This is a genomic window from Pseudonocardia aurantiaca (genome assembly GCF_039526725.1).
GTDB lineage: Bacteria > Actinomycetota > Actinomycetes > Mycobacteriales > Pseudonocardiaceae > Pseudonocardia > Pseudonocardia aurantiaca.
Genome location: NZ_BAAAJG010000020.1, coordinates 1 through 22,934, shown reverse-complemented (window position 1 = coordinate 22,934; position 22,934 = coordinate 1). Strand labels below are relative to the sequence as shown.

General features: G+C 72.6%; 17 protein-coding genes and 1 pseudogene. 14 read left to right on the top strand and 4 right to left on the bottom strand.

Going from position 1 to position 22,934, the window contains the following annotated elements:
* The first annotated feature begins 107 nt into the window (after positions 1-107).
* The 3 genes from ABD143_RS27070 to ABD143_RS27060 all read left to right on the top strand — a co-directional run bounded on the left by ABD143_RS27070 (position 108) and on the right by ABD143_RS27060 (position 2,913).
* On the top strand, positions 108-1,232 hold the full coding sequence (locus ABD143_RS27070; protein WP_343984200.1) for a serine hydrolase domain-containing protein: 1,125 nt from the start codon (positions 108-110) through the stop codon (positions 1,230-1,232).
* Position 1,233: 1 nt separating this feature from the next.
* Positions 1,234-1,395 carry a hypothetical protein gene (locus ABD143_RS27065; RefSeq protein WP_343984392.1) on the top strand — a complete coding sequence of 54 codons (162 nt, stop codon included), beginning with the start codon at positions 1,234-1,236 and terminating at the stop codon, positions 1,393-1,395.
* A gap of 312 nt (positions 1,396-1,707) precedes the next feature.
* On the top strand, positions 1,708-2,913 hold the full coding sequence (locus tag ABD143_RS27060) for a hypothetical protein (RefSeq protein WP_343984198.1): 1,206 nt from the start codon (positions 1,708-1,710) through the stop codon (positions 2,911-2,913).
* Positions 2,914-3,234: 321 nt separating this feature from the next.
* Here ABD143_RS27060 and ABD143_RS27055 read toward each other — a convergent pair whose 3' ends face one another.
* Complete coding sequence (locus ABD143_RS27055; protein ID WP_343984196.1) at positions 3,235-4,923, bottom strand: urease subunit alpha; 1,689 nt, start codon at positions 4,921-4,923, stop codon at positions 3,235-3,237.
* Positions 4,920-5,498 carry an urease subunit gamma gene (locus tag ABD143_RS27050; RefSeq protein ID WP_343984195.1) on the bottom strand — a complete coding sequence of 193 codons (579 nt, stop codon included), beginning with the start codon at positions 5,496-5,498 and terminating at the stop codon, positions 4,920-4,922. The genes ABD143_RS27055 and ABD143_RS27050 overlap by 4 nt, the downstream gene beginning before the upstream one ends.
* A 180-nt stretch (positions 5,499-5,678) precedes the next feature.
* Here ABD143_RS27050 and ABD143_RS27045 point away from each other — a divergent pair, with 180 nt between their 5' ends.
* The 7 genes from ABD143_RS27045 to ABD143_RS27015 all read left to right on the top strand — a co-directional run bounded on the left by ABD143_RS27045 (position 5,679) and on the right by ABD143_RS27015 (position 13,643).
* A complete protein-coding gene (locus ABD143_RS27045; protein ID WP_343984193.1) occupies positions 5,679-6,701 on the top strand; it encodes a carcinine hydrolase/isopenicillin-N N-acyltransferase family protein in 1,023 nt (340 codons plus the stop codon).
* Between the two features lie 106 nt (positions 6,702-6,807).
* Positions 6,808-9,264 carry a xanthine dehydrogenase family protein molybdopterin-binding subunit gene (locus tag ABD143_RS27040; protein WP_343984191.1) on the top strand — a complete coding sequence of 819 codons (2,457 nt, stop codon included), beginning with the start codon at positions 6,808-6,810 and terminating at the stop codon, positions 9,262-9,264.
* Positions 9,245-9,967: a 5-oxoprolinase subunit PxpA gene (gene pxpA / locus ABD143_RS27035; RefSeq protein ID WP_343984189.1), complete on the top strand. Its 723-nt coding sequence runs from the start codon at positions 9,245-9,247 to the stop codon at positions 9,965-9,967. Before ABD143_RS27040 ends, pxpA begins: the two co-directional genes overlap by 20 nt.
* 22 nt (positions 9,968-9,989) lie before the next feature.
* Positions 9,990-10,238: an acetyl-CoA carboxylase gene (locus ABD143_RS27030; RefSeq protein WP_343984187.1), complete on the top strand. Its 249-nt coding sequence runs from the start codon at positions 9,990-9,992 to the stop codon at positions 10,236-10,238.
* A gap of 112 nt (positions 10,239-10,350) precedes the next feature.
* Positions 10,351-11,709, top strand: a complete 1,359-nt coding sequence (locus ABD143_RS27025) for an acetyl-CoA carboxylase biotin carboxylase subunit (RefSeq protein ID WP_343984185.1) — start codon at positions 10,351-10,353, stop codon at positions 11,707-11,709.
* Positions 11,710-11,782: 73 nt separating this feature from the next.
* Complete coding sequence (locus tag ABD143_RS27020) at positions 11,783-12,670, top strand: 5-oxoprolinase subunit B family protein (RefSeq protein WP_343984183.1); 888 nt, start codon at positions 11,783-11,785, stop codon at positions 12,668-12,670.
* Positions 12,663-13,643, top strand: coding sequence for a 5-oxoprolinase subunit C family protein (locus ABD143_RS27015; protein WP_343984181.1), 981 nt, complete (start codon positions 12,663-12,665; stop codon positions 13,641-13,643). Before ABD143_RS27020 ends, ABD143_RS27015 begins: the two co-directional genes overlap by 8 nt.
* A gap of 49 nt (positions 13,644-13,692) precedes the next feature.
* Here ABD143_RS27015 and ABD143_RS27010 read toward each other — a convergent pair whose 3' ends face one another.
* Positions 13,693-17,256 (bottom strand): GAF domain-containing protein, encoded by a 3,564-nt coding sequence (locus ABD143_RS27010; protein ID WP_343984179.1) that lies wholly within the window; start codon positions 17,254-17,256, stop codon positions 13,693-13,695.
* Positions 17,208-18,773, bottom strand: coding sequence for a serine/threonine protein kinase (locus ABD143_RS27005; protein WP_343984178.1), 1,566 nt, complete (start codon positions 18,771-18,773; stop codon positions 17,208-17,210). Before ABD143_RS27005 ends, ABD143_RS27010 begins: the two co-directional genes overlap by 49 nt.
* A gap of 241 nt (positions 18,774-19,014) precedes the next feature.
* On the opposite strand from ABD143_RS27005, the gene ABD143_RS27000 reads away from it, so the two are divergent.
* The 4 genes and pseudogenes from ABD143_RS27000 to ABD143_RS26985 form a co-directional block, all read left to right on the top strand.
* Positions 19,015-19,800, top strand: a complete 786-nt coding sequence (locus ABD143_RS27000) for an HAD-IIA family hydrolase (protein WP_343984176.1) — start codon at positions 19,015-19,017, stop codon at positions 19,798-19,800.
* 7 nt (positions 19,801-19,807) lie between these two features.
* Complete coding sequence (locus tag ABD143_RS26995; RefSeq protein WP_343984174.1) at positions 19,808-20,230, top strand: VOC family protein; 423 nt, start codon at positions 19,808-19,810, stop codon at positions 20,228-20,230.
* Positions 20,231-20,298: 68 nt separating this feature from the next.
* Complete coding sequence (locus ABD143_RS26990) at positions 20,299-21,546, top strand: aminotransferase family protein (protein ID WP_343984172.1); 1,248 nt, start codon at positions 20,299-20,301, stop codon at positions 21,544-21,546.
* Between the two features lie 553 nt (positions 21,547-22,099).
* Positions 22,100-22,934, top strand: a pseudogene (locus tag ABD143_RS26985) (hypothetical protein); the annotation flags it as partial.

Below are 22,934 nucleotides of genomic sequence, written 5' to 3'. Positions count from 1 at the left end.
CCCGCCCGCCCAGAGGCGGTCGAAATCGGATCGAGCGGGCTGTCGAAGAGGGGAACTCGACTCCGACGTACCGGCGAACCGACCCACACCACGGAAGGAACGCCACGATGAGCGACATGCAGCGGGACGTGCAGGCAGTGCTCGACGAGCTGGTCGGCAGCGGTGCCGAGCGGGGGATGCAGGCGGCGGTGTACCGCGACGGCGAGCAGCTCGTCGACGTGGTCGCTGGGGTGGCCGACCCGGCCACCGGCCGCCCGATGACCTCCGACACCCCGGTCTTCGTCACCTCGACGGGCAAGGGCGTGGCCGCGACCGTCGTACACGTGCTCGCCGAGCGGGGCGCGCTCGACTACGACACCCCGATCGCGGACCTCTGGCCGGAGTTCGCCGCGCACGGCAAGCAGGGCGCCACCGTGGCGCACGCGCTGACCCACAGCGTCGGCGTGCCCGGCCTCCCGGTCGAGCTGACGGCCGACGCGTTCCTCGACTGGGACGCCATGTGCGCGCTGATCGCGGACGCGCACCCGTGGTGGGAGCCGGGCACCGCCACCGGCTACCACGCCCAGACCTTCGGCTGGCTCGTCGGCGAGATCGTGCGCCGGGCCACCGGGAAGCGGATCTCCGAGGTGCTCCGCGACGAGGTCGCGGGCCCGCTCGGAGTGGCCGACGAGCTGTTCTTCGGCGTGCCGGCCGCTGAGATCCCGCGGGTCGCGCGGCTCGAGGACCCGGCGCCGCCGGAGGGGTGGGAGGACTCGGGTGAGGGCTTCGAGATCCCGGCGCCTGCGGGAGCGCAGGAGGGCTGGGTGTGGGCACCGCCCGCGGCGATGCCCGACGCCGCCTACGGCAACCGGGAAGACATCCTGGCCACCGACATTCCCGCCGGCTCGACCGGAACGGCCCGCGCCCTCGCCCGCATGTACGCCGCCCTGCTGACCGAGGTGGACGGCGTGCGGCTGATCACGCCCGAGCGCCTGCGGACCGTCACCGCGCCCGCCGTGTCCGGCACCGACGCCGTGCTGTACTTCCCCGTGACGCGCAGCCTCGGCTTCGGGGTGGGCGGGCAGGGCTCGTTCAGCGGGGCCACGGTCTTCGGGATGCCCGGGAGCGGGGGTACGGCCGCGTTCGCCGACACCGCCACCGGCCTCTCCATCGCCGTGACGAAGAACCGCAACTCCTTCGGCGAGTACACGAGCTACGACGCGGTCTGTGCCGCGGTGCTGAAGCACGTGTGACATGAGCGCCGCGTGGGTGCGGCAACGTCGACCCGGGGAGGGTGCCGGCCAGTTCGTCGCCGCGGTGGAGATCGCCAAGCGCCCTGAGCTGCGCAGCCTGCCGGCCGTCGTCGGCGGGGACGGCGACCCCACCCGGCGGCGGCAGTGGCCACCGCCCTCATAGGTCGAGCACTCGTGTCGCCCCGGGTCGGCAGACCCGGGGCGGCCGTGGCAGGCGCGCCCGGTGCAGGGTCGGCCTGCCACCCGTTCACCGGCGGGCGGTTCTGTCCGGTGCCCGCACCGCTAGCCCCAAGGCATCGGCGTGGCGCAGCCGCCACGGCCACCTCATCAACCGACCTTGTCGCGGTCCTGTCTCTCACGGAGTGGAGTCGAGTACTGGACTACGCGTGCCGAGGCGGCCCTAATGCGGTCTTCTTGACCAATGGGTTCTGGGCTCGCATCGAACGATCCAGCGTGTCGGGTCGAAGTGCCTGCGATGACTGGTGCCGCGCTACCGCGGTCGGATGAGGTGTCTGGGCCCCGGCCGCGGAATGGTATCGCCCGCGCCACGCTCGGCGTCCTGATCGCTGGCCTGCTGGCCGCGCAGGCCTCACCCGCCGCCGCGTCCGTACCGGTGCGGAACACCGCCGACGCTACTGCGCTGGCTCCGCTGACCAGCGACCTGCCCTACGGGCCGGACACGTGTAAGAACGGCTTCGTCTGGCGCGAAGCCCGGCCCTCCGACCACGTCTGCGTCACCCCGGCCGTCCGCCAGACCACCTGGGACGAGAACGCGCTGGCAGACTCCCGCCGCGAGCCCAACGGCGGCCCCTACGGGCCCAACACCTGCAAGCAAGGCTACGTCTGGAGGGGGGCCTTCGACGGCGACGTAGTCTGTGTCACCCCGGATCGCCGGACTCAGGCCGAGGCGGACAACGCCGCGGCCGCCGAGCGCAGGCTGTCCGGCACCACCGCTCCCAGCACCCAAACCGTGACGCTGGGCGTGGCGCACTCGCGGTGGGCCTCGGGCCTCAAGGAGTTCGAGTCCACCTTCCACTCCTGCGACGCGAGCAAGGTGCAGCAACAATCGCGCGGCCGGGTGGGCTGGGGTCAGGCCGAGGAAGAAGGCTGCTTCGCGTACGTCGCGCAGTTGGCGGTGCTCTTCGACACCGCGCCCCTGGACGGCATCCCCGACAAGATCATCAACCGGGCGGTGCTGACCTACGACGAGTCCCAGGATTGCTGGGACCTGCCCGAGGGCACGATCCCCCCTGGCTCCGAGGTCGGCGGCCCGATCACGTGTTGGCAGAGTGGCAGTGCCAGGCCCGAGAATAAGCCCAACGGCTGCGTAGTGGTCCGCGTTCCGGCGCAGGAGTGGCTCAACGCGCCACCCGGGAGCGGCCTGCGTCCATACATCACCCACTCGAGCGGCCACCCGACGATTACGCGGGGCGGTCCGCGTGAGTGGGACGTGACCGAGCCGTTCAGGTGGCAGACTGTGCCCAGCTCCAAGCCGCTGAATCCGCCGGGCCAGCCGCCGCTCAGCCCCGGCTTCGGCTTCCTGCTGACGGGCGAAATCACCTCGCTCGACCAGCTGACCGGCGATGACGATACCTTCTGCTTGTCGACGGTCTCCAACATCCGGCTGCAGGTCACCTACACCGTGCTGCCGGAGGGGGGACCGGGGCCCATCGTCAAGTGAGGCAGAAACGACGTTGAACAGCACAGGACCATTCTTGTGCTGTTCAACGTCGCTCAACTGCTGCGCGAGCCGATCGGCGCCGCGTCCATCCGCATCCGCCGGCTCGATCCCGGTGCTGGAGGCAGGGCTCCGGCAAGGCCGAGATAAGCGAGCCGACGCCACCGTCGTGGAGCCCGTGCTGGACGGCTTCCCGCTCGACCGGCCCGTCCAGCTCCCGGGGTGCGGGTCGAGCACGGCGGGGCGGGAGCTACCGACCCCTGATCACGCCCGCGTACATCGTGACGATGGACACGTTGCGCACGAGTACGTCGACGATCATCTCTACCCCAGGTGGTGCAGCCGGGTCAGCGGCAGCGTCGGGGAACGGTGGAGCGGGATCTCCCGGCCGTCGGCGCGCACCGGCCCCGGCTCGGGTGCCACCTCCACGGTCGGCGTGGCGGTGTTGTGCAGCATGTCGGCGCAGGTCAGGCCGCGGCTCCCAGAGATCGGCGAGTAGGTGCGCCCGGCGGGGAGTGCGGCGCGCGCGGCGGCGTCGTCGAGGCAGGCCTGCGCGACGAACACGTGCGCGAGCCGCGCGGGTGCGCTGCCGTGCCCGCCGTAGAAGGCGCGCATCCGCCGCGGCTGGGTGAGCCGGGTGGAACCCGAGCCCGACCCGGCGGCGCCCCACGCCACGAAACCAGACTTGATCACCAGTTCGGGCTGCGCGCCGAACCACGCCGGGTTCCACAGCACGATGTCGGCGAGCTTCCCCGGTGCGATGCTCCCGACGTGCGCAGCGATCCCGTGGGCGACGGCCGGGTTGTGCGTCAGCTTGGCGAGGTAGCGCAACACCCGGGCGTTGTTGGCGGTGTCCGGGCCGGTCTCCCCGGCGAGCGTGGCCTGGACGTGCGCGAGCTGCCAGGTGCGGCGCGCGGTCTCGGCGATGCGGCCCATCCCGAGCGCGTCGGAGTTGACGATGCTGATCGCGCCCTGGTCGTGCAGCCAGTTCTCGCCGGCGATGGCGTGTTCCCGGATGCGGCTCGCGGCGATCGCGGAGTCGCTCGGGACGTGGGCGTGCCCACGGTGCACGGTGAGCGTCATCGGGCCCAGCTCCGCCACCGTCGACGGGGTGAGCGGCAATGTCGGCGTGGTCGAGCTGGTCAACACGTTGTCCCGCGACACGATCGACAGCAGGTCGGGGTGCCCGCCGCCGCCTTCCACGTGGTAGGCGTGCACGGTCCGGCCGCCCACGGCGGAGAGGGTGTCGGCGAGGAAACCCGACTCGTTGAGTGTGTCGGTGTGCAGCGCCACCGGGAGGTCGGTGTGCTCGGCGGCGTCGAGGCAGGTGTCGATCACGTCCGGGGTGGCGCCCCAGTCCTCGTGCACCTTGAACCCGCCGCCACCCGACAGCACCGCCTCCTCCAGCAGCGCCGCCGAAGTGGAGGAGCCGCGGGCGAGGAACGCCGCGTTGACCGGCACGTCCGCCCAGCCTGCGATGAGCGAGTGCAGGTTGGAGCGGGGGTTCGCGCCGACGTCCCACACCCCGCCGATGCCCATCCCGACGATGGTTGTGACCCCGGCCGAGAGCGCAGCCGGGGCGAGGTCGGCGTTGGAGAGGTGCACGTGCGAGTCGACGATTCCGGGCGTCGCGAGCAGGCCCTCCCCGGTGATCATCGCGGTGTGCGCGTCCACCTCGAGCCGCACGCCGTCGAGCACGTCCGGGTTGCCCGCGCGGCCGACGCCGACCACCCGGCCGTCCTTGATGCCGATGTTCGTCTTGCGGACGCCGAGCACCGGGTCGAGCAGCACGACCCCGAGCACCACCATGTCGAGCGCCGAGCTGCGGTCGGCCGAGCTGGTGACGAGCGCGCCGTGGCGGGCGGTCTTGCCGCAGCCGCCGAGCATCTCCTCGCCGGGTTCGGTGTCGTCGGCCTCGACCTCGACCCACAGGTCGGTGTCGGCGAGGCGGATGCGGTCGCCCGCGGTGGCGCCGTAGAGGCGCGCGTACGCGGCCCGGTCGAGGCTGGTCACGCCCCACCTCCGAGCCGCACGACCGCGACCTCGCGCTCGGCGCCGGCGTCGACGCGCAGGGCGGTGCCCGCCGGGACGTCGAGCCGGTAGCGACCCGCCGCCTCGAGCTCCACGCGCAGTGCCGGGTTGAGCCGGTCGAGCGGCACGTGCGAGGACACCCAGACCGGCAACGGACCGGTGTTGCGCAGCACGGCCCTGGCGCGCTCCCGGCCCGGGGCGAGATCCACCTGGCCGTCGGCGGAGCGGATCGCGCCGGGCCCGTCCGCGGACGGCGGGCCGAACGGCGCGTCGACGTGCACGAGCACGCTCCCGTGCGGGAACAGCGCCTCCACCTGCAGCGCCGGCACCGCGGCCGGCACCCCGTCCACGAGCTGGTCGGGCCGCACCACCTCCCGGGCGCGCGCCACGACGTCGGCGTAGGGGAGGCCGTCCCAGGCCAGCTCGCAGATCTCGTCGCAGACGAGCGCGACGGCGTCGGGGGCGCCGAGCCGGGCCCCGCGGGCGAGGCGGCGGCGGGCCAGGTCGGCACCTGCGGCGAGCAGCAGCCGCTCGTGTTCGCGGGGAGTCAGGTGCATGACTGCTCCCGGTTCGGCATCGGCACAGCATGGAGTGCGACGCACGGCCGGGAAAGTCGGATGTCCGATGAGAACGACCGACCGGGCTGGGCAAATGCACAATCCGCGCAATCGTGGGGTGTCCGGGCGATGACAATCCCGGCGGAAGAGGGCCACACTGCCTGGCGGGGAGGGGGAGGCATGCGCGCACGCCTGCGGTTCCGGTCCGCCACTCTGCTCACGGTGCTGGTCATGGCGCTGGTGCCGGCCTGTGCGGCTCCCGCGGCGCCGCCCGGGCCACCGGCCGGGACCCTTGTGCAGGCATCCGGCCCGCTGCGCCAGACCGCGTCCGAGGTCGATGCCACGGTCGCGAGCCTGCGCCTGCTCGACGACCATCCGCTCTACGAGATGACGTTCCACGGCGGGTACGACGCCACGGCCCCGCTGCAGGAGGAGGATCTCGCCGCGGACGCTCCCGACTGGGGATGCTCCCTCGTCCACCTACCGGGCCCGGAGCCGCAGTTCGCGCGCAACTTCGACTGGGACCCGAGCGCGGCCCTGGTCGTGCACGCCGACCCGCCGGACGGTTACGCGTCGGTCGCGATCGTGGACCTGTTCTACCTGCTCGGACATCGCGGCCCCGTGGACGTCGCCGACCCGGTCACGCGGCGCCGGCTCGCCCACGGTGTGCTCGCCCCGTTCGACGGGATGAATGAGGCGGGTCTCGTGGTGGGGATGGCAGGCACGCCGGACGCAGCGGCGCCGCCCCCGGCGCCGAACCGGTCGACGGTCGGCAGCGTCCGGATCATCCGACTGATCCTGGACCGCGCGGCGACCGTGGACGAGGCGGTGGAGGTGATGCGCCGCCACAGCGTGGACTTCACTGGTGGCCCGCAGATCCACTACCTGATCGCAGATGCGACCGGGCGCTCCGCGGTGGTCGAGTACGCCCACAGCGCGCTGAACGTGATCGACGACAGGATCCTCACCAACATCGCCATGACCGGCACGACGGTCGCGGAGCGGATGGCCGACCGGCGCTACCGGCTGCTCGCCGAGGGCTCGACGGAGGAAGCAGCCGACGGGCTGGAGCTGCTCCGTCAGGTTGCGCAGCCGCACACGCGCTGGTCGGTGGCGTACGAGCCGGCCTCGGCGAGCGCGCGCCTCGTCACGTCGCAGCAGTGGGACCGGGTGCACCGCATCGGGCTGCGCGCCGTCGCCTGACTCGGGGTCGGAGGGTGATTTCGCCTGATTTGCCGGACTGGGCGCTTTCGGCCGATGGCAATCCTGATCCCCCTGGGAGCATTCGCCGACCATGGAGGGCGCGCCGATGACCCAGACCGCCAAGACACCAGCCGCCGGACACTCGTCCGCCGCGCGCTTCGTCGGACAGAGCGTGCGCCGCCGCGAGGACGCCGCCCTGATCACCGGACGTGCCACGTTTACGGACAACATCATGCTCCCGGGCACGCTCCACATGGCGGTGCTGCGCAGCCCGCTGGCGCACGCCCGCATCCGGGGGATCGACGCCAGGCCGGCCCGCGCGCTGTCCGGCGTCGTGGCCGTCCTCACCGGCGAGGACCTGGCGGGCGAGTTCGCGATCGGACTGCCCTGCGGCTGGCCAGTCACCGAGGACATCAAGATCCCCGACCACCCGCCGCTGGCCCGGGGCGAGGTCAACCACGTCGGCGACGGGGTGGCGGTCGTGCTGGCCACCGACGCGGGCACGGCCTATGAGGCGCTCGGGCTGGTCGAGGTGGACTACGAGGATCTCCCCGCGGTCGTCGACATCGAAGCGGCCCTCGAACCCGGCGCCCCGCTCGTGCACGAGGAGCTGGGCACGAACCACTGCTACACCTGGCCGCTCGCCGTCGGCGACGTCGACGCCGCGTTCGCGCAGGCCGACGTCGTCGTCGAGGGCCGCTACGTGCAGCAGCGCGTGCTGCCGTCGGCGATGGAGCCGCGCGCGGTCGTGGTCAACCCGGAACCAGTGGGCGGCGCCTTCACGGTCTTTACCTCCACCCAGGTGCCGCACTTCGTGCGCGACCTGCTGGCGCTGATCTGCGGGGTCCCGGACAGCAAGATCCGCGTCGTCGCCCCGGACGTCGGCGGTGGGTTCGGCTCGAAGCTCAACGTCTACGCCGAGGAGGCGCTCGCGTTCGCGCTGGCCCGCCGGTTCGGCAAGCCGGTGAAGTGGACCGAGACGCGCTCGGAGAACCACGTCGCCACCACCCACGGGCGCGGCCAGATCCAGAGGATCGCGGTCGCGGCCACCCGCGAGGGGAAGATCCTCGGGATGAGGGTGGAGCTGCTCGCCGACATGGGCGCCTACCTGCAGCTTCTCACCCCCGGCATCGCCGTGTTCGGCGCGTTCACCTACTGCGGGCTCTACGACTTCGGCGCCTACTCCTTCGAGTGCAAGGGCGTGTTCACCAACCTCACGCCCACCGACGCCTACCGCGGCGCGGGCCGCTCGGAGGCCGCGTACGCGCACGAGCGGATCATGGACGACCTCGCCCGGGAGCTGGGGATGGACCCGGCGGAGGTCCGGCTGCGCAACCTCATCCCGCCGTTCAGCGAGCCGCGCACCGTGCCGTCCGGGGTGATGTACGACTCCGGCGACTATGAGAGGTGCATGCGCCGGGCGATGGAGCTCGTGGGCTACGACGAGCTGCGCGCCGAGCAGCGCCGCCGCCGGGAGGCGGGCGAGGTCGTCCAGCTCGGGATCGGGATCGGAAACTTCACTGAGAGCGGCGGGTTGTCGCCGTCCAAGGTCGCCGCCGGGGTGCGCCTGCAGAGCGGCGGCTGGGAGGCCGCGACCGTGCGGATGACGGTCGGGGGCAAGGTGGAGGTCGTCACGGGAACCTCACCGCACGGTCAGGGCCACGAGACGGTGTGGGCGCAGATCGCCGCCGACGCCCTCGGCGTGCACCCTGACGACGTCGAGGTGCTGCACTCCGACACCGCGATCGCCCCCTTCGGCCGCGACACCTACGGCTCGCGCAGCCTCCCGGTCGGCGGCGTGGCCGTGCACGTTGCGGCGGGGATGGTCGCCGCCAAGGCCCGCGCGATCGCCGCGCACCTGCTCGAGGCGGCCGAGGACGACCTCGAGTTCCACGGCGGCCGGTTCAGCGTGGCCGGCACCTCCGGGCCCGGGATCACGATCCAGGAGGTGGCGCTCGCCGCGTCGCTGGCGAGCAACCTGCCCGAGGGCATGGAGCCCAACCTCACCGCCGACCACCACTTCGACCCGCCGAACTTCACGTGGCCGTTCGGCACGCACATCTGCGTCACCGAGGTCGACACTCAGACAGGTCGCGTCGGGATCCACCGCTACGTCGCCGTTGACGACTGCGGCCCGATCGTCAATCCGGCCATCGTCGAGGGCCAGCTGCACGGTGGCATCGCCCAGGGGGTGGCGCAGGCGCTCTACGAGGAGGCCGGCTACGACGCCGCGGGCAACCCGACGACGGGCACGCTCGCCGACTACCGGATCCCGACCGCGATGGACCTGCCGGTCTTCACCCTCGATCAGACCGTCACCCCGTCTCCTACCAACCCGATGGGGGTGAAGGGGATCGGCGAATCCGGGGCGATCGGGTCCTCGCCCGCGGTGGTGAACGCGGTGATCGATGCGGTCGCGCACCTCGGCGTGACGCACCTCGACATGCCGGTCACACCTGAGAAGATCTGGCGTGCGGTGAGTCGGGCGGGTAACACTGCCAGTACGCGTCAACCAGGATCGACACACCGACGGGAGGCCGGGCATGGTGGCGATCAACTGTGACATGGGCGAGGCCTTCAGCATCTACCGCTGCGGCGACGACGAGGGCCTGATGCCCTGGATCACGCTCGCGAACGTGGCGTGCGGCTTCCACGCCTCCGACCCTCGCGTGATGCGCCGGACGGTCGCGCTGGCCAAGGAGCACGGCGTGCGGGTGGGGGCGCACCCGTCGCTGCCCGACCGCGAGGGCTTCGGCCGGCGCGAGATGAAGCTGGAGCGCGACGAGCTGACCGCGAACGTGATCTACCAGGTGGGCGCGCTGGCCGGCTTCCTGCGAGAGCAGGGCATGGAGCTCAACCACATCAAGCCGCACGGGGCGCTGTACGGGATGGCCGCGCGTGACGAGCAGGTCGCCGAGGCCGTCGCCGACGCCGCCGCTGTGTTCGGCGTGCCGCTCATGGGGATGGCGGGCAGCGCGCACGAACGCGTGTGGGGGGCCAGCCCTGGCGGGTTCCTGTCCGAGTACTACGCCGACCTGGACTACCGCCCGGACGGCTCGCTGATCATCACCCGCGAGCACGCGGCGTTCGACCCCGCCGCATCCGCGCGGAAGGCCGTGCGCGCCGTCACAGAGGGCGTCGCAACCGCTGTCGACGGCACGGAGATCCCGGTGCGCGCCGACTGCGTCTGCGTGCACTCCGACACCCCGAACGCCGTCGACCTCGCCAAGGCCGTGCACGAGGCCCTGCAGCCCCACTTGAGCTAGCTCGAACCGCAAAGGAGCCCGAGTGACCCGCCACGAGGTCGTCTCGCCCATCCCCGGCGTCTTCTACCGCAGGCCCGACCCCGACAGCGATCCCTTCGCGAAGGAGGGCCAGACCGTGGCGGCCGACGACACCGTCTGCCTCGTCGAGGTCATGAAGTCCTTCCACCAGGTCTCGGCAGGCGCGGCGGGCAGGATCGTGGAGTTCCTCGTCGAGAACGAGGACGTGGTCGACGCCGGCCAGCCGGTCGCGGTGATCGAGGCAGGATCATGAGCGAGCTTGCGAGCGAATCAATGTCACAGCGCTTCCGCCCTGCGCGCGAGCTTGCGAGCGCGCCATGGGAACAGTGCCCGGCGAAGCCAGCCGAGCCTCAGCGAGGCTGAGCGTGAAGCGGCTCCTCGTCGCCAACCGCGGGGAGATCGCGGTACGGATCATCCGCGCCGCGCGCGACCTCGGGATCTCCACGGTCGCGGTGCACTCCACTGCTGATGCCGAGGCCCTGCATGTCCGGCTCGCCGATGCGGCGGTGGAGATCGGGCCGCCGCCGGCGGGCAAGAGCTACCTGGTGGCCGACGCGATCCTGGAGGCTGCGCGCTCGACCGGCGCCGACGCGATCCACCCCGGCTACGGGTTTCTGTCCGAGCGGGCCGGGTTCGCCGGCGCGGTCGCCGACGCCGGGCTGACGTTCGTAGGCCCGGACGCGGCGGTCATCGAGCAGATGGGGGACAAGGTCCGGGCCCGGCAGGTCGCCGCGGCCGCGGGCGTGCCGACCGTGCCGGGTACACCGGGCGGCGTCGAGGACGTCGACGCGGCCGTGACGGCTGCCGCGGAGATCGGCTACCCGGTCATGCTCAAGGCAGCCGCGGGCGGCGGCGGGCGCGGCATCCGCGTGGTCGAGGACGAGGCCGGGCTGCGCGCGGCGTTCGGTGCCGCGTCGAAGGAGGCGGCCAACGCGTTCGGCGACGGGCGGATGTACCTGGAGCGCTTCGTCCGCCGGGCCCGCCACGTCGAGGTTCAGGTGCTCGGCGACGGGAGCGACGCCGTGCACCTGTTCGAGCGCGAGTGCTCGCTGCAGCGGCGGCGGCAGAAGATGGTGGAGGAGGCACTCGCCCCGGGCATCGACCCGGGCGTGCGGGAGGCGATGACGGCCGCGGCGGTGCGGCTGGCCCGGGAGGTCGGCTACCGCAGCGCCGGGACGGCGGAGTTCCTCGTCGACGACGAGACCCACGAGTTCTTCTTCATCGAGATGAACACTCGCATCCAGGTCGAGCACCCGACGACCGAGTCGATCACCGGCATCGACCTGGTCGCCGAGCAGCTGCGGATCGCCGCCGGCGAGCCGCTGGGCCGCGCCCAGGCCGACGTCACCGCCCGCGGGTGGGCGATCGAGTTCCGGGTGTGCGCCGAGGACCCCTCCCGCGGCTTCCTGCCGTCGCCCGGGCGCGTCGGCCGGGTGGTGCTGCCCGCCGGGCCGTGGGTGCGGGTCGACACCTGGCTGGAGCCCGACGTCACCGTCCCGCCGTTCTACGACTCGCTGCTGGCGAAGGTCGTGGTGTGGGGCGAGGACCGGGAGAGTGCGATCCGCCGCTCGCGCCGGGCCCTGGCCGAGTTCGCCGTCGAGGGCGTGCCGACGACGGCCGGGCTCGCCACCGAGATCCTCGAGGAGCCGTGGTTCGCGGAGGGGGCGTTCCACACCGGGACGCTGGAGCAGTGGTTGTCCGACCGCGAGGAGGAGTTGGGATGAGCGAGCGTAGCGAGCGAATCATTGGCACGGCCTGCCCGCGAAGCGGTCGCCCGAGCGTCAGCGAGGGCGCGCCATGACGGACGTGCCGCCCGCCCGGTACAGCTGGGGTGGCGACGAGTTCGTCTTCGTCGAGCTCGCGGAGGAGATGAGCCTGCAGGCCAACTTCCGCGCGATGGCCATCACGACGAAGCTGCGCGACGGGCGGCCGGACGGCGTGCTGGAGATCTGCCCGGCGAACGCGTCCTACCAGGTCCGCTACGACCCGGACGTGCTGGAGCCGCGCGACCTGCTCACCCTGCTGCAGGACCTGGAGCAGCAGGTCGGCGACGCGCACGAGCTCGCGCTGCCGACCCGGGTGCTGGAGATCCCGGTGCTGTACCGCGACCCGTGGACCACCGAGACGCTGATGCGGTTCCGCGACCGCCACCAGGACCCTTCCGCCACCGACATCGAGTACGCGGCACGGATCAACGGCTACGCGTCGGTGGACGACTTCATCGCCGCCCACTCCGGGTCGCCGTGGTTCACCTCGATGGTGGGGTTCGTGGCCGGGCTGCCGTTCCTGTTCCAGATGGTTCCCCAGGAGCGGCAGATCGTGGTGCCGAAGTACCTGCGCCCGCGCACCGACACCCCGAAGCAGACCGTCGGCTACGGCGGCTGCTTCTCCTGCGTCTACTCCGTGCGCGGCGCGGGCGGCTACCAGATGTTCGGCATCACGCCCGCCCCGATCTACGACCCGGGCCAGACGCTGCCGGACTTCACCGACTTCATGGTGCTGTTCCGGCCCGGCGACGTCGTCAAGTTCACGCCCATCGACCGGGAGCGCTACGACGCCCACCTCGCGGAGGTGGAGGCCGGGACGTTCCGGGTGACCGCCCGCCCGGTCGAGTTCCGCCTGCAGCCCTTCCTCGACGACCCCGACGGCTACAACGCCCGGCTCCTGGAGGCTCTCCATGACTGACGCCGTGATCGAGGTGCGCAAGCCGGGGCTCTCCACCACCGTGCAGGACGCCGGCCGCAGCGGCTACTACCACCTGGGCATCCCGCCCTCGGGCGCGCTCGACCAGCACTCGTTGCGCGCGGCGAACCTGCTGGTCGGCAACCCCGCCGGGGCGGCCGCGCTCGAGTGCGTCTACATGGGGCCGGAGCTCGCATTCACCGCCGACACCCTCGTCGCGGTCACGGGCGCGACCATGGCGCCCAAGATCAACGGCGAGGAGCGGCCGTTGTGGGAGTCGTTCGCGGTGTCCGCGGGCGACGTCCTCAGCTTCGCGTACCTCGCCGCGGGTGCCCGGGCCTACATCGCCGTCGCGGGCGGGGTCGACGTGCCGGAGGTGCTGGGCAGCCGGTCGACCTACGCGCTCGGGGCGCTCGGCGGGTTCGCTGGCAGGCCACTCGCGACCGGCGATCGGCTGTCCGTCGGGCCTGCGGCCGCCGGCGTGGCCCCCGGCCGCAGCGTGCCCACCGACCTGCGGCCGGGCCTGGCGAAGGAGGTCGAGGTCCGGGTCGTGATGGGCCTCTACGACCACCGCCTGACCGACAAGGGCCGGTCGACCTTCCTCGACACCACCTGGGCGCTCACGCCCGTGGCCGACCGGATCGGGTTCCGCTACGCCGGCCCGGAGCTCGAGACCGTGCCGCGCGAACCCCCGTTCGGCGCGGGGCAGGACCCGTCCAACATCGTGGACGCGCCCTATCCGATCGGCTCGATCCAGGTGCCCGGCGGTGTCGAGCCGATCATCCTGCACCGGGACGCGGTCTCCGGCGGCGGTTACATGATGATCGCGACGGTGGTGTCGGGCGACCTGGACATCGTCGCCCAGTCGGCGCCCAAGACCCGCACCCGCTTCGTCGAGGTCGACCTGGACGGCGCGCTCGCCGCCCGGGCCGACTACCGCAAGCGGTCCCAGCGGCTCGTGGAGGCCCTGGGTTAGAGCGAGGCGCGCCGGCGGACATAACTGCTGACGCACGGTGTCGGCTCGGTCAGCCGCAGACCGCGCGCAGGGGGAGTTCGGCCTGCACGGTGGTGCCCGCGCCGGGGACGCTCTGCACCCCGAACCGGCCGCCGAGCGCCTCCACTCGGTCCTTGAGCCCGACCAGGCCGGACCCGTGGGCGAAGCTGGCGCCACCGCGCCCATCGTCTCGCACCCGGACCTGCAGGACACCGTCGCCGCCCTGCCCGGTATCGACCTCGACGTGGACGACGGAGGCGTGCGCGTGCTTGGCCGCGTTGGTCAACGCCTCGGAGACCACGAAGTAGGTGGCCACCTCGATCTGCTCAGGCAGCCGCCCGTCCACTCGCACGTCCAGCTCGGCCGGGACCGCGGAGCGCCGGGCGAGCGTCTTGAGCGCCGGACGCAGGCCGCCCTCGGCGAGGATCGACGGGTGGATGCCCCGGGCGAGCTCGCGCAGCTCGTCCAGCGCGCTGGTCGCCTCGGCGGCCAGGTCGTCCAGCTGCGCTTCGAGGTCGCAGGCCTCGGGCGGCACCGCGGTCTGCGCCGCGCGCAGTTGCAGGGCGAGGAAGACCAGCCGTTGCTGGGTTCCGTCGTGCAGGTCCCGCTCGATGCGGCGCCGGGCCTGGTCGGCGGCGGCCACGATCCGGGCGCGCGAAGCGGTGAGCTGCGCCTGTGTCTCGGCGTTGGCGATGGCGGTGGCGACCAGCTCGGTGAACCCGGCCAGCCGCTCCTCGGTGTCCGGCGGTAGCGACTCCTCTCGCCTGGACCCGGCGATCATGACGCCCCATAGCCGGCCCGCGACCCTGATCGGCGCGCCGACGGCGGCGCGGAAGCCCCACTCCTGGCCGAGGTCGGCGGTCGCGCCGGAGGCGTCGGCGTAGTCGTCGAGCCGGGCGGGTTGCCCGGTCTCGAACACCAGCGTGGCGATGTTCCGCCCGCCGAGGCGAGCGCGGGTGCCGATGATCGGGGCATCGCGGGCGGCGACGAAGGTCACGGCGCCGTCGGGCTCGTAGCGCAACAGGTTGGCGTGGTCTGCGGGAAGCTGCCGTGCGGCCTCCGCGGTGACCGCGGCGAACACCTCCTCCGGCGGTGCCGCGCGGGCGACCAGGGTGGCCACCCGCCGCAGCGCGGCCTGCTCGTCGGCGATCCGGCGATACTCGGCGTAGAGCTGGGCGTTGTCGAGGGAGACGGCGAGCTGGCCGGCGATGAGCTGGATCGCGTCGAGCCGTCCGGTGGTGAACGCGCCGCGGATCAGCCGGTTCTCCAGCAGCAGGACCGCCCGCAGCGCGCCGCGGCTGAGGATGGGTAGGGCCAGCAGTGAGCAGCGGTCGAGGTCGGTGAAGTACGGGTCGCGGGCGAACCGGTCGTCGCCGGTGGCGTCGGCCACGACCAGTGGTTCACCGGTGCGCTGGGCGTAGCGCAGCACCGACATCGGCACCGCGTTCTCATGCCCGGTGCCCCCGATCTGGGCGGCGCCGCCGTCACCGCCGGGCGCGGGCAGCAGCCAGTCGTGCCCGTCATCGTCCCAGAGCAGCAGGTGGACATTGGTGGCGCCGGTCATCGCGCGGAGCACCTGGACGACGCGGGTGTGCAGGCGTTCGATGGTGGTTTCGGAGCTGAGGGCTTGGGAGGCGGCCAGGATGCCGAGCAGGTCGAGGGTGCCGGTGGTCACCGTGCCGCGTTGATGCGGATCAGCGGGCCGGTTGCCGCCCGGCCCGACGGTCGCCTCGGAGTGTGGCCGCAGGGTGGGGTAGGCCCAGTCGAGTTGGTCGACTTTGGCGCTCGCGCCCCAGGCGAGGTAGGCCTGGCGGGCCTGGGCGAGCAGCTCGTGACCGGTGTGTTCGAGGCCGCGGGCCAGGTGGAAGCAAGCGGTGCGTTCGGTGATCAGGGCGCGGTGCCAGGGCCGTGCGCGGCCGGCGACCTCGCGTCGGGCAGCGTCGAAGGCCAGCTCGGCGGCCCGGACATCACCTACCGCCCAGGCCCGCTCGGCCTCCAGCCACCGCAGCAAATGCCGGAAGTTGTCCGGGGCGTCCGCGGCACGGGCAGCCAGCCAGCGCGTCGTCTCGTCCAGTTCCGACAACAGAGCGACGCGCTCGTCACCGTCGCTGGCGCGGGCTTGCTCGGCGAGGGCCAGCCCACACAGCAGGCGGGCCACGGCGGTCGCGTAGATGCCCAGGACGGCCGGCAGCAGCGGCATCACCGCCGCGGTGTGCTTCGTCAGGTCGACCGGATCGCCGAAGACCGCGGCGGCGATCGCCTGGTTGAGATGCGCCTGGAAAAGCGCGAGCGGGTTGTCGGCGTACCTGTCTGTGGGAACCGCGTCACCGGCTGCGGCGAAGCTTTCGCCGCGCAGCGCGCCGGCCAGCCACCGGTGTCCGTCGAGTGCCTGGCCGGTCTGTTCGCTGCCGGTGCGGCGGACGAAGGCGACGCCCGCCTCCACCTGGTCGTCGAGGTGGTCGAGGGTGGGCGCGCAGTCCTGCAGGTACCAGTCGATCGTGAGGTAGGTGTAGCCGGCGTTCGCCAGGTCGCCACCCGCGATCAGCCCCTCGCGGGCGCGCAGGATGGCGTCGACACAGTTCTCGATGGGCTCGTACCAGCCGCTGATGACGGCGAACGCGTAGTGCGCGCGCGAGGTCTCGGGCTCGTAGCCGCGGGCTTCGCCGACCTCCAGGAGCCGCCGGAACGCCCGGTACCCGGCACGGTAGTCGCAGCGCTGCGCCACAGCGGCGAAGGCGGCGGTGCCGGCCGGGCCGAACAGAGTACGTCCCGGGCCGTGCTCGATCCAGATCCGCAGCGCCTCCAGGCTCAGCCAGGTGTGCGAGGCGTGGTCGGCGGCGAAGTAGGCCGTCGGCAGGATCGCGTCGATCAGGCGGGCCGCGGCGAGCAGCCTGCGGTCGGTGATCTCCGGCCGAGCCAGCTCGTCGGCGGTGTCGGTGTCCAGCCACCGGTACAGATATCCGTACTGGTGGTCGAGCTCCTGACCTAGTTGGTCGGCAGCCGGGACGGTGATGTCGCACTCGCGCAGCGACTCGATGCCCAGATCGATCGCTTCCGTGAAGCGTTTGCGGTGGGTCAGGCTGCTCACCTGCACGCACGTCGCGTCCGCGCGCTGCATCGCGGTGGGGCACAGCCGGTCGATCGTGCGGTACTCCTCGTCCGCCTCCTCCAGGCGCCCCAGGCCGTACAGGGCGGCGTGGCGGCCGGTGTGCACCTCGATCAGCGTGGTGGTTTCCCCCGGCTCGATCAGCCGTAGCGCGGCCACCAGCAGCGCATCCAGCAGCGCGTGGTCCCCGACCAACGCCGCCTGGTCGGCGGCGCGGCGCAGCAGCCCCACCACCAGGTGGCGCTCCGCCGCGTCGGCGACGGCGTCGATCACCGGCAGGAACTGCTCGGCCGCCACGGCGTACAGCTCCGGTACTCCAGCCAGCCGCCGCGCCATGGCCAGCTGCAGCGCGCGTCGCCGCAGCGGATCCAGCCCGCCCAGGATGACCTCGCGGGTGCGGTCGTGGCGAAACCGCACCGCCTCACGCAGCCCCGGCTCGACTACCAGGACGCCCTCGGCGAGGGCGGGCGCCAGCTGCTGGTCCACCACGTCCGGCGGAGCATCGGTGACGGTCTGTAGCAGGCTTGCCTTGGATGTGCCGCGTCCACCCCGTCGTCGCGGTAGGCCCCGACCAGCAACAGGCCCTCGACCGGCTCCTCGGACAGCACGAGATCGACGAAGCCCAGCGGGGTGCGCCCGCCCCACTGCAGATCATCGACGAACACCACCACCGGCCGTTTCCGGGACGCGACCGCCCGCAGCACCTGCACACCCACTCGCTGCGTCCGCGCCTGCGCGGTCAGCGGATCCCCCGGATCCGGCGGCACCGCCAGCAGCGCCGCGAACTCCGGCACCACCGCGGTCAGCAGACCCGCGTTCGGGCCGACCGCCTCGATGATCCGTTCGCGGACCTTGGCCAGCTCGTCCTCCGGCTCGGCCAGCAATAGCCGACCCAACGCGCGAAACGCCTGATATCCCGCGTCGAACTCCATATCCCGCCGGTACTGGTCGAACTTGCCGGCCACGAACCAGCCGTCCCGGCCGGTCACCACCGACCGCAGTTGATCGACCAGCGCGGTCTTGCCCACCCCCGGCACCCCGCCGACCAGCGCTCCCCGGCAGCGGCCCGCCAGCGCCTCCTCGAACGCCGTCTCCAGCGTCGCCAGCTCGGCGTCGCGTCCCACCAGCCGCGGCGGCGGCAGCAGTCGCAGTGGGACGTCGTGCTCGCCGATGCGCACCGGAGCCGCTGCGGGACGTGTCTGGGCGTCGCGCACCTGTTCCAGGTCGTGGCCCAGGCCGTCGGCGGTCTGGTAGCGGTGGTCGGGTTCCTTCTCCAGCAGATGCATGACGACTTCGGACAACAGTCCCGGTAGAGCCGGGTTCACCTGGGCCGGCGCCACCGGCACCCGCGCCAGGTGATCGTGCGTGAGGCGCAGCGGATCGCCGGACCCGAACGGAGGCTCGCCCGTCGCCAGCTCGTAGAGCGTCGCGCCGAGCGCGTACAGATCAGCGCGCTGATCCACCGACCGGCCGGTACGCCCGGTCTGCTCAGGGGCGAGGTAGGCCAGCGACCCGACAATCTCGCTGTAGTGGGTGAACTCCGGGCGAATCTCGGCGGACGAGGTCGCCAACGCGAAATCCACCAGGCACGGGCCCCCATCGCCGGAGATCACGATGTTGGCCGGGCTGATGTCGCGGTGTATCACCCCGCGGCGGTGCATCCCCGCCACAGCCCGAGCCAGCTCCACGGCCAGCCGGATCAGTTCATCGACGGCCAGCGGCGTGGTCAACCCGGCCAGGGCGGTGTCACCGGCGTCCGCCAGCACGATCGACCCCGCCTGCCGCGGCGCCTCCACCAGCTCCGCGACCCCGGGAACACCGCGCAGCCGCTCCAGCATCGCCACCTCGTGCCGCAGCCGGCGTTCCGCGTGCGGCCCCAGCGGCTCCTTGCGGATGACCGTGCGCCCGGGGAAGAACAGCCGAGTGACGCGGGTGAGTGCGCTCTCGTGCAGTACTTCGGCCCGAGCAGGCGGACCCCGGCCCGGCAGCACCCCGCCTGCCCCCATCCGACACCTCCGCGCGCGGTCGGGTGCACCACCATGTCGTGCCTACACCTCATTGAGTGCGAAGGCGACTTTTCACCGGAACGCCGCCCGGCACGAGGGGCGCGCCATCAACCCGTGCCCGAACGGCTGCTCTCCACCGGGCCTTCGATCGGGCATGACCGGCCGCGACGTGACCCGTGCCCGCGGACGCGGCGGTCGTGCTGCTCGCGCTGCACCCTGTGGAACGGCACAGTTGACCACCATGGATGGGGTCCGCGCGGTCCTGCTCGACGTCGACGGCGTGCTCACGGTGTCCTGGGAGCCGCTGCCGGGCGCGGTCGACGCGGTACGGACGGTCCGCGACGCCGGGCTCGGCGTGGCCTTCGTGACCAACACGACCTCCCGCACGCGCGCCTGGATCGCCGCCACCCTGGCCGAGGCCGGTTTCCCGGTCGAGCCCGGCGACGTCCTCACCGCGCCCGCGGCCACCGCGGCGCACCTCGCACAGCACCGCCCCGGCGCCCGATGCCTACTGCTGACGAGCGGTGACGTCGCCGAGGACATGGCGGAGGTGCCGCTCGTCGGCTCCGACGGTGAGCCCGACGTGGTGGTGCTCGGCGGCGCGGGCCCGGAGTTCGACTACGCGGCGCTCAACGGCCTCTTCGGCCACCTGCAGCGGGGCGCCGAGCTCGTGGCGATGCACCGCAACCTGTTCTGGCGCACCGCCGCAGGCCTGCAGCTCGACAGCGGCGCGTTCCTGCTCGGGCTCGAGCGGGCGGCAGGCGTGGAGGCCACCGTGGTCGGCAAGCCTGCGCCCGAGTTCTTCGCCGCGGCGCTGAGCCGCCTCGACGTCCCGGCCGAGGCCGCCGTGATGGTCGGTGACGACGTCGAGTCCGACGTGCTCGGCGGGCAGGCGGCCGGGATGGCGGGGGTCCTCGTACGCACCGGGAAGTTCCGGCCGGACGCCGAGGAGGGGGTCGGCGGCGAGCGCCCACAGCATGTGATCGACTCGGTCGCGGACCTCCCCGAGCTGCTCGGCCTGGGATGATCGGGCCGTGAGCACTGAACTGTCGCCTTTCCACCTCGCCGTTCCCGTCGACGACATCGCCAAGGCCCGCGAGTTCTACGGGGGCGTGCTGGGCCTCGCCGAGGGCCGCTCCGACGACCACTGGGTCGACTGGAACCTCGACGGCCACCAGTTCGTCACCCACCGCGCCCCCGGGTCCGGCCCGGTCGGCTGGAGCGACGTGGACGGGCACAAGGTCCCGGTCCCGCACTTCGGCCTCGTCCTTGGCGTCGAGCGCTTCCACGAGCTTGCCGGGCGGCTCCGCGCGGCCGGCAGTGAGTTCGTCATCGAGCCCTACCAGCGGTTCGCGGGGGAGCCCGGAGAGCAGTGGACGATGTTCCTGCTCGACCCCGCCGGCAACGCGCTGGAGTTCAAGGCCTTCGCCGACCGGTCGCAGCTCTTCGCGAAGTAGCCGGCGGCAAGAGTGACCTAGCCCGGCGAGGCGGGAGCGCGGCGGCTGCGCGGAGGTACCGTCGGTCCATGACCGACACCGCCTTCTGGCACCCGTTCGCCGCGATGGGCGCGGTCCGCGACTCCGAGTTCGTCGTCGTCCGCGGAGAGGACGTCTGGCTCTGGGATGAGAGCGGACGCCGCTACCTCGACGCGACGGCCAGCCTGTGGTGCGTCAACGCCGGGCACGGGCGCACGGAGATCGCTGACGCGGTCGCGGCTCAGATGCGGGAGCTCGCGACCTACCACACGTTCACCGACTTCGTGAGCCGTCCGGTGCAGGAGCTCACCCGCAGGCTCTCCGGGCTCGCGCCGATGCCGGACGCGAAGATCTTTTTGGCCAGCGGCGGCGGTGAGGCGATCGAGACGGCCGCGAAGATGGCCCGCGAGTACTTCGCTCGCACCGGCGAGCGGGAGCGGACCGTCCTGGTCAGCCGCACCAACGCCTACCACGGCACACACGGCTTCGGCACCTCTCTCGCCGGGATCCCGCCGAACCGGCTGGCCGCCCCGTTCGTGCCCGACGTCGTGCAGGTCACGTGGAACGACCCTGAGGCGCTCGAGGCCGAGCTGCTGCGGATCGGGCCGGAGCGGGTGGCCGCGTTCTTCTGCGAGCCGGTGATCGGGGCGGGCGGGGTGCTGCCGCCGCCGCCCGGGTACATCGAGCGGGTGCGCGAGATCTGCAGCAAGCACGGCGTGCTGCTCGTGATCGACAGCGTGATCTGTGGGTTCGGCAGGCTCGGCGACTGGTTCGGCGTGGACCGGTTCGGCATCGAGCCCGACCTCGTCATCTTCGCGAAGGGCGTCACCAGCGGGTACCTGCCGCTGGCAGGCGTCGTCGCGCACGGCCGCGTGGCCGCGCCGTTCTTCGAGCGCGGCGCGCCCCCGTTCCGCCACGGCGCCACCTACGCCGGGCACCCGACGGTGGCGGCGGCCGCGCTCGCCAACCTCGACGTGCTGGAGGGCGAGGGCCTGCTGAAGCGCGCCGAGGGCCTGGAGGGGCAGCTTCACGACGCCCTCCTGACGCTCGCCGACCACCCGCTCGTCACCGAGGTGCGGGGCGGCACCGGCGTGCTGGGTGCGGTGGAGATCGACTCCGAGCGCCTCGCGGCGAACCCCGGGCTCGTCGGCGCGCTGAGCGTGGCCGCGCGGGAGCGGGGCGTGCTGGTGCGGCCGATGGTCTCGGCGATCGGTTTCTCCCCGCCGCTCACCTTCGCGGAGGAGCACCTCGATGTGCTCACGGACGCGATGCGCGGGGCACTCGACGCTGCCAGGTGACGCACCCCGCCCATGGGCGGCGTGTCGCAGCTGACTCGGACGTGGAAGGCCCGACTACGAGGAGCGCATTCTGGCGGCCGGTGGACCACGGACGGGCGGTGGTTCGTGACCTGCGGTGATCGACATTGCAGACTAGCCGGGTTCGGCGACCACGGCATGTGAGGGCTCTCACTCACGCGGGCGCTGTACACGCTGGAACCGCGCCTTGACCGTGCCCCCTTCGTTGCACCTCGTGACAACAGGCTGACGATGGTCCAGGTGACGGGAGCGTGCGATGGCCGGCGAGTCGATGGGTGGAGGACGCGTCTCCGCCCGGCGTGCCGTGGCTGACCTCCTCGGGGGCTGGGCCCCTCAGGACGGTGGCCGGCAGGACCGGGCGACTGACGGGGGGCCACTGGACGTCTGGGCGCCCGTCGAGGCCCGTACATCCGGTTGGGCACCGGGCGATGACCGCACCGACGCCAGGACGAGGGACTATCAACGGGTGGAGCACCGCGATGGGGGCAGCCGGGGGCCTGCGGAACGCACACCCGACGGCTGGGGGCAGAGCGAAATGACCGCACGCACCAGCACAGACGACGACCGTCCTCCCGGAGGCTGGCCCCGCCGGGACCAGACGCGCACCGACCGCGTCTCCGACGCGAGGCCCTTCGAGGACGGACCGCTCGACAGGTCCGGCACCGAAAGGTCCGGCACCGAAAGGTCCGGCACCGAAAGATCCGGCACCGAAAGATCCGGCACCGAAAGATCCGGCACCGAGCCGGGGCCCAGTAACGGTCTGTTCGACGACGACGGCCAGGCGGCCCGTGAGCAACGCAGGCGCAGCGTCGGCGAGGGGATCTTCCGGGAGCGCGCCGACCGCGCCCCCGGCGGGATGTTCGACGACTCCCCCTACCGCGACCAGCCGTCCCAAACCCCTGAGGACCCCGCGGTCGACACGGACCGGGACCTGGACACCCAGGGCGACCGCGACGAGGACGACCCCGCTCGCGACGAGCGTGCCTACGGCGACCGAGACCACGCCGCGCGGGACTTCCCCGACGCGGACTTCCCCGACGCGGACCACGCAGACCCGGACTACGCGGAGCGGGGCCACGCGGACCGGGACTACGCGGACCGGGACTACGCCGACCGGGACTACGCCGACCGGGAGTACGCCGACCAGGAACGCGGCGACGACCCGGATCCCACGGCCCGCACCGACGAGGATCCCCTGAGCGCCGGTCGCCCACTCGACGACCCGGGCCTGCAGGACCCGGCGTCGGCCGAGCCCGCTCCCGCGGACGACCCGGCGGCCGAGGCCCTCGGCACCGTGCTCGCCGAGTTCGCCGCCCGCAGGCGCTCCGCGCAGGAGACCGCGGCCAACGCCGAGGCCATCGCCGCCGCCG

Coding starts and splice junctions, on each gene's coding strand:
- ABD143_RS27050 (WP_343984195.1), bottom strand. CDS start 5,498: ATGCACCTGACTCCCCGCGAACACGAGCGGCTGCTGCTCGCCGCAGGT.
- ABD143_RS27045 (WP_343984193.1), top strand. CDS start 5,679: ATGCGCGCACGCCTGCGGTTCCGGTCCGCCACTCTGCTCACGGTGCTG.
- ABD143_RS26990 (WP_343984172.1), top strand. CDS start 20,299: ATGACCGACACCGCCTTCTGGCACCCGTTCGCCGCGATGGGCGCGGTC.
- ABD143_RS27020 (WP_343984183.1), top strand. CDS start 11,783: ATGACGGACGTGCCGCCCGCCCGGTACAGCTGGGGTGGCGACGAGTTC.
- ABD143_RS27060 (WP_343984198.1), top strand. CDS start 1,708: ATGACTGGTGCCGCGCTACCGCGGTCGGATGAGGTGTCTGGGCCCCGG.
- ABD143_RS27070 (WP_343984200.1), top strand. CDS start 108: ATGAGCGACATGCAGCGGGACGTGCAGGCAGTGCTCGACGAGCTGGTC.
- ABD143_RS27065 (WP_343984392.1), top strand. CDS start 1,234: ATGAGCGCCGCGTGGGTGCGGCAACGTCGACCCGGGGAGGGTGCCGGC.
- pxpA (WP_343984189.1), top strand. CDS start 9,245: ATGGTGGCGATCAACTGTGACATGGGCGAGGCCTTCAGCATCTACCGC.
- ABD143_RS27005 (WP_343984178.1), bottom strand. CDS start 18,773: ATGGGGGCAGGCGGGGTGCTGCCGGGCCGGGGTCCGCCTGCTCGGGCC.
- ABD143_RS27015 (WP_343984181.1), top strand. CDS start 12,663: ATGACTGACGCCGTGATCGAGGTGCGCAAGCCGGGGCTCTCCACCACC.
- ABD143_RS27000 (WP_343984176.1), top strand. CDS start 19,015: ATGGATGGGGTCCGCGCGGTCCTGCTCGACGTCGACGGCGTGCTCACG.
- ABD143_RS27040 (WP_343984191.1), top strand. CDS start 6,808: ATGACCCAGACCGCCAAGACACCAGCCGCCGGACACTCGTCCGCCGCG.